The organism is uncultured Bacteroides sp. (assembly GCF_910578895.1).
Lineage (GTDB): Bacteria > Bacteroidota > Bacteroidia > Bacteroidales > Bacteroidaceae > Bacteroides.
The window spans coordinates 14,694-27,909 of the sequence record NZ_CAJTSC010000041.1 but is presented as its reverse complement, the minus strand read 5'-3'; the positions used below and the strand labels follow the sequence as shown (position 1 = coordinate 27,909).

Genomic DNA, 13,216 nt, shown 5'->3' with positions numbered 1-13,216 from the left:
GTCACATAGCCCGCTATGCTCCTCATAAAAATTGAAAAACATCCTCGAAAAGAACACTCAAAATAATGCTGAACAAAATTTAAACAGGCTCTTAATCAGGACGGAAAAACAATGTAGGAACATCTTTAGGGAACTTTCCTAAAAACAAATCGGAATATAAAAAAGGTGCAAGCGGCAGGAAACCACTTGCACCTTTCTGTTATCAGGAATTGTCTTAGATTCCAAGCGACTTACGCACAGCTTCCACTTTCTTCTCAGCTTCAGCGTTCGCATTGCCATAACATTTGGAACATCCCATTTCACCTTTCACTTCAATATAGAATTTAATCTTAGGTTCCGTACCGGACGGACGAACAGAAATCTTCGTACCGTCTTCCGTAAAATATTGAAGAACATTGGATGTCTCAGGCATATCCAACGCAGTAGCATTGCCTTGTGCATCGGTAACTTTCAGCGTCTTGTAGTCCTTAATCAACGAAACGGCAGAGCCACCGATTTCTTTCGGCGGGTTGGCACGGAAATTATCCATCATAGCCTTGATTTCATCGGCACCGCTCTTGCCCGGTTTTACCACATTGACAGTGGTTTCCTTAGAGAAGCCGTACTCTACATAGATGTCCATCAAGATGTCATACAGCGTTTTTCCCTGGTCTTTAGCCCATGCACAGATTTCTGCAAGCAACGAGCAAGCAGACACGGCATCCTTATCGCGAACGAAGTCTTCGGCAAGGAAACCGTAGCTTTCTTCACCACCACCGATATATTGCTGTTTACCTTCGCGCAGACGGATTTCACGTGCAATCCATTTGAAACCGGTGTAGCAGTCGAGCATTTCAATCTTGTTCTTATCGGCAACAGCCTTGATAAGTTCGGTCGTTACAATGGTCTTTACAATGAAGTCCGTAGGTTGCATCTTACCGGTTGCGATACGGTTCTTGATAATATAGTAGAGGAAGAGCAAGCAAGTCTGGTTACCGTTAATCAGCACCCACTCGCCCTTATCATCCTTGCAAGCCATACCTACGCGGTCGGCATCAGGATCGCTTGCCATTACAATATCGGCATTAATCTTCTTGGCAAGTTCGATTGCCATGGAAAGAGCTTCCGCATTTTCGGGATTCGGAGAAACGACTGTAGGGAAATCTCCACTCTTCACCATTTGCTCGGGCACGCAGTGTACGTTCTCAAATCCCCATTCTTTCAAAGAAGCGGGAATAAGCGTTCTGCCTGCGCCATGAAGCGGGGTATATACGATACTGAGGTCTTTTTGACGCTTGATTACTTCCGGATCGATAGAGAGGGTATGAACTTTGTCCAGATATACCTTGTCTACATCTTCACCGATAATCTGAATCAAATCTTTGTTACCTTCAAACTTGATGTCCTCGACAGTAACCTTGTTTACTTCATCGATAATGGCAGTATCGTGCGGGGCAAGCACTTGCGCGCCATCATCCCAATAAGCCTTGTAGCCGTTGTATTCCTTCGGGTTATGGCTTGCAGTCAGGTTGATACCGCTTTGGCAACCGAGATGACGGATGGCAAAAGAGACTTCGGGAGTAGGACGCAAATCATCAAAGAGATAAACCTTGATGCCGTTTGCAGAGAAGATATTTGCCGAAATCTCAGCAAACTTGCGGCTGTTATTACGACAATCGTGTCCCACTACAACAGAGATTTGTTCTTGGTCTTTGAAACATTTGTTCAGATAATTAGCCAATCCCTGAGTAGCAGCACCTACCGTATAGATGTTCATACGGTTGCTACCGGCTCCCATGATACCACGCAAACCGCCCGTTCCAAATTCCAAGTCTTTATAAAAACACTCTATCAGTTCGGTTTTATCTGGATTTTCCAACATACGCTTCACTTCCGCCTGAGTTTCGGCATCGTATGCCGGAGTAAGCCATTTCCCGGCTTTCTCAGTCACTTGTTTAATCAGTTCTTGATTTTCCATAAGACTATTTTAATATTAAAGGTTAATAACTCGTTTTTTTGTTGAGTCACAAATGTAGAAGAATAAGTTCGAATATCCTAATCAATCAGGCATTTTATAACGGTCACCCGTCTGTTTTACATATTCTTCCAGAAATTCTTTCGGATAGCCCGGACGAACCACACCGGCAGGCTGACCGATGGCATTGCGTTCGAACTTTCCATCTTTCATTTTACGAACCACGCCATCGTTGTATTTTACGATGATAAATTCACCCAAACGCTTCCACGTGTCGAAAGCGCTTTGTGCCGCCATGCCGGTGTAATTGGTCAAGAATGCTTTCGCTTTGGCGGGGTCTTTCTCCAACAATTTGGCAGCAGCAGATTCAATGCCTTCCTGCGCATCGTTAAAAGTAGTTTCGAGTTCGGTCTGCGTGGCACGTACATCGCCAATCATCAGGTCGTAACGGGGATATACCATGTTTGCCACCCAGTTGAAAATCCAAAAGGCAGAATTCCAGGAGAAAGTGATGTAATCCGCACCATCCACGCGGGAATAACACACGGGAACTTTATCCGTACAACAGTATACAGGAGTGAATACAGTCATATTGGCATCGTCCGTACCAAACCATAATACCCCGCCTATGGCATCGGGCAAAGCGGAACGCATCTGCGCCACAAACACGAAACCACTCTGTTGGGTAGAGATAGGACGTTCGTTAAAATATTCCTTATCATCCACTTTAAAGGAAAGCGGAGAAAGACGATAAGGAGCATGATATGGCCCCGCGCCGAAATCCTTGCTGATGTCAAGAGGAGTACCTTCGTAATGATCGCGCATGGCGTTCTTTACATCCTGTACGGAGATTTTACGGTTAGGTTTCACGAAAAGCGGCATCGGGGTATCCGTTTCGCCTGTTATATAAGGCAAAAATTCATTGCCCCGCGTGGTAAACATATTAAAGTAACTCCATACACGGGCCTCGCAATAACGACGGGCACCGAAATCGAGCGGTGCATAGGCATTCGCAAAACTAAAATCCTTGTTTACTCCGTCAAAATAACCTTTCTCACGGGCAAAGGAGATGACATCTGGAGAATACATGCAGTTGTTCTTGTCATTCATATCGAACTGATGAATACGGCTTTGGTTGGCATGTGCGGAGATACAATCATCGGGCACGCGGACTGCCACCCATACGGCACCGCGCACACCGGGACCTTTGCCTATCATCTCCATAATCCAGATTTCGTTAGGATCGGCAATCGTAAAAGACTCACCGCTGCTGTAGTAGCCATACTCTTGTACAAGTTCCGTCATCACTTTGATAGCTTCGCGGGCAGTGCGCGAACGTTGCAGCCCAAGATAAATCAGGCTTCCATAATCAATGATACCGGTAGTATCCACCAATTCGGGACGTCCGCCAAAAGTGGTCTCACCGATAGTCAACTGAAATTCGTTCATGTTGCCGATAACGTTGTAGGTCTGACGCGCCTGCTCTATCTGACCGAGGTACTTGCCGGTGTCCCACTCGTGCACGTCAATCAACGTGCCCTTTTTGTGCACACCTGCGGGATAATGATACAACTCGCCAAACAGCCCATAGGAGTCGGCTGAATAGGAAACAATCGTAGAACCGTCCGTAGAAGCGTTCTTACCTACAATAAGGTTGGTACAGGCAAAAGCGTTCGACACAGTTGCCACCACTAATAAGACGGAGAGAGTTAATCTTTTCATACTTCTGTTATTATATGGTTTATTTGATAATGATACATTCCGAATAAAGAGTTACCATACGAAATGGAACTGTCTGATGGTCTGATTGCCGCACCCGTCTGTCACAGTCATCTCCACGGTATGTTTACCGCCTTTCTTTACATGCTCCGGATCAAGTTCGCAAATCAGATTTCCGTTAATGGAATTAAGTTTGCCAAACAGGGCATATTTCCCGTCTATCGTTCCCCGATAACCGGCTATTCCTGTCTCTTTATCTTTGGCTTTAAAGACTATACGCCCCGTACGTCCCCACTGTTGAGGATTGAGCGGAGTTATCTCCGGTGGTACAGTATCTATCGCTACCGTATACGTAGCCAAGTCGCGGATACGGACTTTCATAAAACCGTCCTCATAAATACCACCAATGCTGTATTTTCCGCCTTTAGCCGTAACACCTGCTACATAATATTTCGATTTGTCTTCCAAACGGTCGATACGTAAACCGATACGCATCTCACAAGCCCCATGCAGGGGGATACGCGTATCGTGCAACTGATAAGTAAAAGCCACATCCCCACTGTCGGCACGTACGGAGTAGTTCAGCCGGACATCATCGTACAACATTCCACGCGGCACAACCAATTCCAATCCGGGTTCCTGAAGATAATTGGTTCGGTTCCATCTGAAGAGATACTTTTCACGATGTTCTACAGGACGGATATCGGTTTTCTTTCCCAATACGGTGAAGCGTACTCTGGAAGTATTGCCCAACGCATCGCTTAAAGTATACACAAAGCGATAAGGACGTTCTTCGCTAATCTCTATCAATCCCCGATTACCATTGGAAGCATGCAACAGACGCAGGCGGTTACCGGGTTCGATAAACGATTTCATATACTGTCCATGAGTCCATGAGTTGATATAACGGTTTTCTTCATAAGCAAAGCGGTCTACCACACTACGGAACACCTCTACACCATCCACTTCGAGTATGACGGTATGCACACCATAACGGTTGGTTACTCCATCCATGTAGTCATACGCCCGGATACCCGCTCCTATCACTCCCCAAGCAGTAATAGGCTCGACAGGAGTTACCGGAAACACCTGGCATACTTGCTTCCCATCCACTACGCCTTTACCCGGTTGCGGAAACAGGATGATGCCTTCGGCACGAGGAGCAGTATTGTCTTTCACTTTCTTCATAAAGAAAGGCAGCGGGTCCACATAGTCTCCCGTTGCCGACTCAATCATATCCAAATGCAGGTGAGGACCGAAAGAGTAGCCCGTATTACCACTAAGGGCTATCACCTGCCCCGCCTTTACCGGATATTCTCCCGGTTCGGGGACAATCTCCACTTCCCAACTCTCCTTTTCATACTGCAAGGCTTTTACTCTGCGGGCTATATCGCCTACAAATGCACTGAGATGACGGTTGATGGTGGAATAACCGTTATCGTAATCCACATCCAATACGTATCCCGAACCATGCGTCACGCGTATGCGCGAAATATGTCCGTCTGCCAAAGCGTGTACAGGCTTGCTTATGGTTCCACCGGTCTTGAAGTCCAGCCCGCCATGAAAATGGTTGGCACGTATCTCGCCGAAATTACCGGAAAAAACAATAGGAAAATCAAAAGGTGGAATGAACGATGCCGGTTGTACATCCGATGTAACATTCATATCGGAGGCCTCTTGTGCATATCCGCCTTGTACGCCACCTGCGAAAAACAAAAAAAAGAGAGATATAGCGTATCTTATATTCTTACAAATCATATCCTGTTTTTTTCCGGCGCAAATATATGAAGAATAGTTCTCTCTGCCTAACCAAAAAAGCATAATCCTGCTGCCCTACTCCATAAATAGCCAGGTATTTTCTGTTGTAAAACACGTGGTATAGGATGACAATGAGACAGAGAAATCGTTATCTTGCAACATGTTTAACCATTAATAGATAACATTATGATTATCGGAGTACCCAAAGAGATCAAGAACAACGAAAACCGCGTAGGAATGACCCCTGCCGGAGTAGCCGAATTGGCGAAGAAAGGTCATACGGTGTATGTACAGACAACCGCCGGCACAAACAGCGGGTTCTCTGACGATGATTACATCAACGCAGGTGCACAAATACTGCCTGCCATTGAAGACGTTTATGCCATAGCCGACATGATTGTCAAGGTAAAGGAACCCATCGCACCGGAGTACAAATTGATAAGAAAGGGACAAGTTGTATTTACCTACTTCCATTTTGCTGCCGATAAGCTACTGACCGAAGCCATGATTGAGAGCGGTGCCGTATGTATTGCTTATGAAACAGTAGAAAAAGAGGACCACTCATTACCATTGCTCACCCCTATGAGTGAAGTGGCAGGACGTATGGCCGCCCAAGTGGGAGCACGCTTTCTGGAGAAGCCGCAAGGTGGAAAGGGGAAACTGATGGGAGGCGTACCGGGTGTACGTCCCGCACGCGTGCTTATCTTAGGTGGCGGCGTAGTTGGTACCAACGCCGCACAAATGGCTGCGGGAATGGGTGCTGAGGTTATGATTACGGATGTGAACCTGACGCGCCTGCGCTATCTGAGTGAAGTATTGCCCAAGAACGTAAAAACACTCTATTCTTCACTCCACAATATAAAGATGGAACTGCCTACCGTAGATTTGGTAATCGGTTCCGTACTGATTCCCGGTGATAAGGCACCGCACTTGATTACAAGAGATATGCTGAAAATGATGAAACCCGGAACCGTACTTGTGGATGTTGCCATCGATCAAGGCGGATGTTTCGAAACATCTCATCCTACCACCCACAGCGAACCCACGTATGTGGTAGACGATATCGTGCATTATGCGGTAGCCAATATTCCCGGTGCCGTGCCGTTTACCTCTACTATGGCATTGACAAATGCAACGTTACCTTATACCATAGCCTTAGCCAGCAAAGGCTGGAAACAGGCATGCAAGGACGATCCGGCATTGGCATTGGGATTGAATGTAGTAGAAGGAAAAGTAACGTATAAAGCAGTGGCGGACGTGTTTGGGATGAAATATGAAAAAGCGTGAAGAATTTTGAATTATGAATTTTGAATTATGAGTCGACCATGCCGAATGGCAATTCATAATTCAAAATTCATAATTCAAAATCAGCCAACAACTCCTCCATAACTTCCGCTACTGTCTGTATTCCTTTCTTATTGAGTAAGGCGGAAACCTGCCCGATTTCAAGTTCACCTTCTTCGATATCTCCCTCAAAAATACCACGTTTGGCACGTCCTCTTGATAAAAGGGTGCGTAATTCTTCCTCCGTAGCCCCAACAGCTTCGGCAGCAGTTACTGCCCGCTGAAACCCACTACGTGCCAAACGTACCGGAGACAATTTTTTTAACAACAAACGGGTGTCACCCTCTTTCAGTTGCAAACAATATTTCTTAAACACTTCGCTGGCAGAGCTTTCTTCGGTCAATGCAAAGCGTGTACCAATCTGAACACCCTCAGCTCCCAAAATACGTACCGCAAGAATTGCTTCACCGGTAGCAATGCCACCCGCAGCAATCAATGGCAGCGTAGTAACCGCACGTACGGCAGGTATCAGACAGAGAGTAGTAGTCTCTTCGCGACCGTTGTGTCCACCGGCCTCAAAACCTTCGGCCACAATGGCATCCACACCGGCGGCTTCGGCTTTCATGGCAAAACGCGACGATGACACAACATGTACCACCGTGATACCATGCTTCTTCAGCCAACCGGTCCATGTTTGAGGATTACCGGCAGAGGTAAATACAATCCGTATTCCTTCATCTACCACAAGCTGCATGATTTCCTCTATCTGGGGATACATTAAAGGAATATTCACTCCAAATGGATGATGTGTAGCCGCACGACACTTCCTTATATGTTCGCGTAGAGTCTCGGGATGCATGGAACCTGCCCCCAATAAGCCCAAACCACCGGCATTACTCACTGCCGATGCCAACCTCCATCCACTACACCACACCATGCCCCCTTGAATGATGGGATACTTTATCCCAAACAGAGATGTTATTCTATCCATTGTCTATCCTTATAAGATTTATTTCTATGGAAACAAGGAACCAAGAACTTAAGTTCAATATTTAAGGATAAAAGACGGGATATCTCTATTTGAGTATTGTCTCTTTATGACAGGTATTAATGGAGTCGCCATAAGTCTTTAATACTTCCAACGTACGTGCGCGGCGTTTACGTCCTTTAATGTTCCAAAAATCTTTTGTGAAAGGACGCATCAAATCGACTGAGATTCCGCCACCACTACCACCAGCGCCATGCCAACCGCCTACTGCCATATTGTTGGCACGCTCGGTCACCGTATAGCGTAAACCTGTAGCTTCTATTTGTTCGATGCTTTCGCGTGGTCCGGTATCCAACGGACGTTTTGCCCAGTCGGTATAAATTTTAAGTTTCGTCAGTTCGTAAAACGGATTACTCCGCCATGTATTCTCATTTATCGTGATTTTTTTCTGATAAACAGGATCCCAGTTATATTTGGTATTTGCGGTATAAGGTCGCAAAGTAAGTACCACCTTCTTCTCGGGCATTCGAGGCACTGCAGGTAAGGAAACATTGAAATCCAGCCATGTCTTATTCACATTTATCTTCGGAGAACCCAAAGGAGCATCCACACCTATCTCTTTTAACACATCCGGATTCAGTTTTACCTCTCCTCCGCCATCAAGCAATTGGCGCAAACGCAAAGAGTCTTGCGGTGTCCACTCTTGAGCATAAAGAGAAAAGGTTACTGCACAAAGTAACCCTAAAAAGAGAATAATACGTTTCACCCGATTGCTTCCTTATACTTTAAACCTTACACTTCATACCTCACAACTCTACTTACGGAAAACTCACCACCACATATAACTACTTCCGCAAAGCGGCTCATTATAGCAAGGGTCTACCGTCCACATGGTGCGCGGATATTTCCGTCCTTCCCACCAGCGACGATAACGAGCAACTGCATCAAGTACCTCTTCATCAGTCAGGAAATAAATACCTTCATAATTCTCGGCATCAACATGCACCATTTTACATCCCATCGAAGCATTATGTCCCAAACGGATTGTTTCCACTGTCCACAAAATACACTCGCCCAAGCGCAATTTTCCACCCGCAGAATACGATACAGGAGCCAATGGAAAAGAAGGTATCACCGTTAAATCCTCGGCATACTTCAAGAGTTCCTCAATATCTTCTTTGGTAAACTTAGGAACATTGCTCAATCCCTCTGGGTTTTGAACAACGTATTTTCCCGCTTTCAGTTGTTTTACAAACAATGCTACATCCGGATGATTGTAATCCAACGATCCTTTATTGCAAGATACAAGCACAAGGCAGGATACCATTGCAAAAATCACGTATGCGTATTTGTATATTCTATAGAGAGTGTTCATTTTGCTACATTGTATTTAAGGTTAATAAGTCATGCGTACTCCGCACAAAAGGTTCAGGTTCGTAGGGCGTTCTGTCCGCAAAGTCCGGGTTTCGGAATCCGTATCGAAATGATGGGACACCGAAGGTTCGGCAAACAAAGCAAAGCGGTCGTTCAACTTGTAACGCATCCCTACTCCTGCCATGACCGACAACTGAACAGGTTCCGCAGTAAAGCCATTGTCCGAAGCACCGGCAACACATTTCGCGGCAGCTCCTCCCACAGTGGCATAGAAATCGATTTTCGAAGTACTTGCCACCAGCATGTTCAGATTTACGGGAATACCCACAACATGAAGCGTACGGTCTGCATGCAAACGGTTATACTGAATCCCCGTTTCCAAAGCGAACCGATTGTTCAATACGCGTTCTACCATAACTCCCGCTGTCAACGGCATACTATAGTCTCCTTGAGGAAGAGAAGTTCCAAGAACTGCCTTCAATGCCCACTTAGATGATTTTCGGCATATCGGAGAAGCTGTTTCCGGTTCTTCTTCCGCAGGAACAGTGGAAAAGATATCGGAAACACCCCGACTGAAAATATTGTAATAAGGATTACCGTTTTGCAAAGCATCGTTACCGTTGAAATAACCGCCACCGACCTGTTGCTGTCTGATAGTAATGGAAAATCGAACTGATACGGACTCGTTCTCGTCTTCCGACCGCATCACCATACCTGCGGGAACTACCTTTACAGGGTATCCCATACTGGTATTTTGCACAATTGGTGCCACCTGATGTATGGAAGGAAAAAACTCCTGCACCACATCACCATCCAGATTGCCTTCGGGCGTATAAGCAGCCACCTGCGTAAAAGCCTCCTTTATTTCTTCTTTCGGAGAAAAATACCAGAAAGCAGCGGAAGCAGCTCCCAAAGTGAATATAACAGACGCGGCAGCCACTATCCGATAATATCTCGGAGATAGAACAAGACCTTTCTTCCGGCTTACAATAGAAACAGCCGCATCTTCCTGCAACTTTTCCCAAAAGCCATCGCGTACTGTCATCTCCGCACCTGCAAGGCGACTGCGGAACAATCCGGTAATTTCATCTTTTTCGCTCATATTCAGTATATTCTTTAATTCTTTTCGCTAACATACACTTGGCACGATGTAACTGCGAGGTCGAAGAATGCTCTTTGATGTGAAGTATTTCAGCTATCTCCTTGTGCGACTTCTCCTCGAATACGTACAAGTTGAACACCGTACGGCATCCGTCGGGCAGTTCCGCAACAAACGCCATCAAGACTTCTTCCGACAGTCGGCTTCCACCTTCAGCAATACATGCTTCATCCTGCACATCGGGAAACTGTCCATCGTTTACCACCAATTGGCTGAAACGATGCCGCTTCCTCAGATAATCGATAGCTTGTGTCACCATAACCCTCGTTATCCAAGTGACCAACGTACATTCACCACGAAAGGTGAAACGAGTGAAGATTTTGACAAAGCCATCGTGCATGACATCGTGCGCTGCATCCATATCCCCCGTATAACGGTAACACACCGCCAACATCCGCTTCGAATAGAGCGTGTAAAGTTCCTTTCGGGCAGAATCTTTTCCTGCCCGGCAGCCCTCTATTAGTTCTATCTCATTTTCCAATGTCAGTGTTCGTTTTACAGGCGCCTCTTTACGCTGTTTGTCAGTTAGACGCAACATCCTGCAAAATGCTGCGGCAGAATTTCCAAAAAGAAGTTAAAAAACAAAACATTCATACAAACGAAAGCCCCTCATAGAACCGTCGTAACGAGCAGTATTCTGTATGAGAGGCTTTCCCCTATATTCTCCGCCTTTATCAGCATGCCTTAAAACTCATGTCCAAACCTTTTACAGAGTGTGTCAAAGCACCTACCGAAATAAAGTCTACGCCGCATTCGGCATAATCACGCAGCGTATCGAAAGTAATACCGCCGGAAGACTCCGTTTCGTAACGACCCGCCACCATTTCTACAGCTTTCTTTGTCATCTCAGGGGTAAAGTTATCAAACATGATACGGTCTATACCGCCCAAGTCGAGCACTTGTTGCAATTCATCAAAATTACGCACTTCTATCTCTATCTTGAGTTCCTTACCCTTCTCTCTGCAATATCCTTTGGCACGGGTAATTGCCTTATCAATTCCACCGGCAAAGTCAACGTGGTTATCTTTCAGCAAAATCATGTCGAACAAACCGATACGATGATTTACGCCTCCCCCTATCTTCACCGCCATCTTTTCCAAGATACGCATACCAGGAGTCGTTTTACGGGTATCGAGCACACGTGTATTTGTGCCCTCCAATTTCTCAGCATATTTACGGGTCATGGTAGCAATACCACTCATACGCTGCATAATGTTGAGCATCAGGCGTTCGGTCTGCAACAAAGATTGCACTTTACCTTCTACAATCATAGCTACATCACCCGGTTTCACTTCGGCCCCATCATGGATGAACACTTCCACCTTCATAGCAGGATCGAAACGATGAAATACTTCTTTGGCAACTTCGATACCGGCAAGAATACCGGTCTCTTTAATCAATAGTTTGGATTTACCCATCGCCGTAGCAGGAATACACGAAAGAGTGGTATGGTCACCATCACCTATATCCTCGGCAAAGGCCAAGTCAATCAGCCTGTCAATCAATTCTTCTTCTTTATTCATTTGTCTTATCTATTCTTATTTGGTGTATTACATATTTGTCTGCCGCTTTTCGGAAGAAACAATTCACCCGAAAATTCCCGTTTGCAGTTGCCAATGTACCGACAATAAAGCCCGACTCGTCACGTTTCCCCTGATGATTTACGGTAAAACCGCTTACCCGGTTACCGGCAAAGAAAATCGACATTTTGTCCTCTGCCGCCCGACGGTCTACATTTACCGGACGATTCTCAAGAATCAATTTTACCTTATCGCCCAGATACCCGTTCAATTCTTGGGAACTTCCTTTCTTAAAGGCTGCAACCACTCCCGACGGCACCTCTTGCGCCATAAGCGAAACCGCCCAAACCAAGAGACACCCTAATAATATTACTACTCGTTTATTCATTTTCACAAGTATTAATGATAGGCAAAGGTAAGCAAATCTTATAAATAACAAGAAAAAAGCCCGATTTTATTCATTGAAATTTCGCATAGGGTAAAAGTTGTAAATTTGTACGCGATAAGGGAACTGAGAGAATAATATGTAACGAAAGATACCATTCTCACAAGAAAGGATTATTTTTGCACTAAAATCACGTGTATCCGACAGAAAGAATTCACGTCAAAATCAATGACTCACATGAAAATGACTTTGCTCGTCGTAGGACGAACCGTAGAACAACACTTTATCACAGCCATCAACGACTACATACAACGTACACGGCGCTACCTCTCGTTTGATATGGAAATTATTCCGGAGTTGAAAAACACCAAAAACCTTTCCATCGAGGTGCAGAAAGAGAAAGAGGGCGAACTGATACTGAAAGCGCTCCAACCGGGCGATGTAGTGGTATTGCTGGATGAGGGAGGAAAAGAAATGCGCTCCATAGAGTTTGCAGACTATATGAAGCGCAAGATGAATACCGTAAACAAACGGCTGATTTTCATTATCGGAGGTCCTTACGGTTTTTCCCCGAAAGTCTACGAAGTAGCGAACGAGAAACTGTCGCTTTCGCGCATGACCTTTTCACATCAAATGATAAGGCTTATCTTCGTGGAGCAGTTATATCGTGCCATGACGATACTGAACGGCGGACCGTACCACCACGAATAAACTAATCGCCTTAAATAATCTCCTGCAATAGCGCAGGGAGTTCGGGAATACTGTTTTTTATTACCGTGATGCGATTCTTTCCCTCCGGCGTCAGAGCAAAGTGCATCTGACGCTTATCTGCTTTTCCCACCAAGCGGACAATCAGTTTTTTCTCCTCTACGGAACGTATTACCTTAGAGGTATTGGATGCCGACAGTCCGAGTACTTCCGCAATTTCACCGGAAGTAAGCTTAGGCGTGTTAAGCAAGGTACACAACAACATTCCCTCATTCAGTGACAAGTCGAACTCCTGCATGAATTTCACCTCAAATTCGGCTATGGCACGGTAAATGTCGCGGATTCTACATAAGGCTTTCATGGTTTC

General features: G+C 45.5%; 13 protein-coding genes. 2 read left to right on the top strand and 11 right to left on the bottom strand.

The window, feature by feature from the left end; translation table 11 throughout:
- Window positions 1-214 precede the first annotated feature (214 nt).
- The 3 genes from QZ327_RS10685 to QZ327_RS10675 all read right to left on the bottom strand — a co-directional run bounded on the left by QZ327_RS10685 (window position 215) and on the right by QZ327_RS10675 (window position 5,431).
- Window positions 215-1,957, bottom strand: coding sequence for a phospho-sugar mutase (locus QZ327_RS10685; RefSeq protein ID WP_294619155.1), 1,743 nt, complete (start codon window positions 1,955-1,957; stop codon window positions 215-217).
- Between the two features lie 81 nt (window positions 1,958-2,038).
- Window positions 2,039-3,676: a C69 family dipeptidase gene (locus tag QZ327_RS10680; protein ID WP_294619153.1), complete on the bottom strand. Its 1,638-nt coding sequence runs from the start codon at window positions 3,674-3,676 to the stop codon at window positions 2,039-2,041.
- 51 nt (window positions 3,677-3,727) lie between these two features.
- Entirely contained in the window at window positions 3,728-5,431 is a 1,704-nt protein-coding gene (locus QZ327_RS10675; protein WP_294619151.1) for a M23 family metallopeptidase, read from the bottom strand.
- 186 nt (window positions 5,432-5,617) lie between these two features.
- Between QZ327_RS10675 and ald the strand changes: the two genes are divergently transcribed.
- Window positions 5,618-6,718 (top strand): alanine dehydrogenase, encoded by a 1,101-nt coding sequence (gene ald, locus QZ327_RS10670; protein ID WP_294619149.1) that lies wholly within the window; start codon window positions 5,618-5,620, stop codon window positions 6,716-6,718.
- A gap of 67 nt (window positions 6,719-6,785) precedes the next feature.
- Here ald and QZ327_RS10665 read toward each other — a convergent pair whose 3' ends face one another.
- The 7 genes from QZ327_RS10665 to QZ327_RS10635 form a co-directional block, all read right to left on the bottom strand.
- Window positions 6,786-7,706 carry a nitronate monooxygenase gene (locus QZ327_RS10665; protein WP_294619147.1) on the bottom strand — a complete coding sequence of 307 codons (921 nt, stop codon included), beginning with the start codon at window positions 7,704-7,706 and terminating at the stop codon, window positions 6,786-6,788.
- Between the two features lie 85 nt (window positions 7,707-7,791).
- Window positions 7,792-8,469, bottom strand: a complete 678-nt coding sequence (locus QZ327_RS10660; RefSeq protein WP_294619145.1) for a DUF4858 domain-containing protein — start codon at window positions 8,467-8,469, stop codon at window positions 7,792-7,794.
- A gap of 63 nt (window positions 8,470-8,532) precedes the next feature.
- Window positions 8,533-9,078, bottom strand: coding sequence for a DUF4943 family protein (locus QZ327_RS10655; protein ID WP_294619143.1), 546 nt, complete (start codon window positions 9,076-9,078; stop codon window positions 8,533-8,535).
- Between the two features lie 21 nt (window positions 9,079-9,099).
- Window positions 9,100-10,179 carry a porin family protein gene (locus QZ327_RS10650; protein WP_294619141.1) on the bottom strand — a complete coding sequence of 360 codons (1,080 nt, stop codon included), beginning with the start codon at window positions 10,177-10,179 and terminating at the stop codon, window positions 9,100-9,102.
- Window positions 10,163-10,774, bottom strand: coding sequence for a sigma-70 family RNA polymerase sigma factor (locus tag QZ327_RS10645; protein WP_294619139.1), 612 nt, complete (start codon window positions 10,772-10,774; stop codon window positions 10,163-10,165). The genes QZ327_RS10650 and QZ327_RS10645 overlap by 17 nt, the downstream gene beginning before the upstream one ends.
- 136 nt (window positions 10,775-10,910) lie before the next feature.
- Window positions 10,911-11,759 (bottom strand): carboxylating nicotinate-nucleotide diphosphorylase, encoded by an 849-nt coding sequence (nadC, locus tag QZ327_RS10640; protein WP_294619137.1) that lies wholly within the window; start codon window positions 11,757-11,759, stop codon window positions 10,911-10,913.
- Complete coding sequence (locus QZ327_RS10635) at window positions 11,752-12,144, bottom strand: DUF4783 domain-containing protein (protein ID WP_294619135.1); 393 nt, start codon at window positions 12,142-12,144, stop codon at window positions 11,752-11,754. The genes nadC and QZ327_RS10635 overlap by 8 nt, the downstream gene beginning before the upstream one ends.
- A 234-nt stretch (window positions 12,145-12,378) precedes the next feature.
- Between QZ327_RS10635 and rlmH the strand changes: the two genes are divergently transcribed.
- Complete coding sequence (gene rlmH, locus QZ327_RS10630; RefSeq protein ID WP_294619133.1) at window positions 12,379-12,852, top strand: 23S rRNA (pseudouridine(1915)-N(3))-methyltransferase RlmH; 474 nt, start codon at window positions 12,379-12,381, stop codon at window positions 12,850-12,852.
- A 10-nt stretch (window positions 12,853-12,862) separates the two neighbouring features.
- Here rlmH and QZ327_RS10625 read toward each other — a convergent pair whose 3' ends face one another.
- Window positions 12,863-13,210 (bottom strand): winged helix DNA-binding protein, encoded by a 348-nt coding sequence (locus QZ327_RS10625; RefSeq protein WP_294619131.1) that lies wholly within the window; start codon window positions 13,208-13,210, stop codon window positions 12,863-12,865.
- Between the last annotated feature and the right edge of the window lie 6 nt (window positions 13,211-13,216).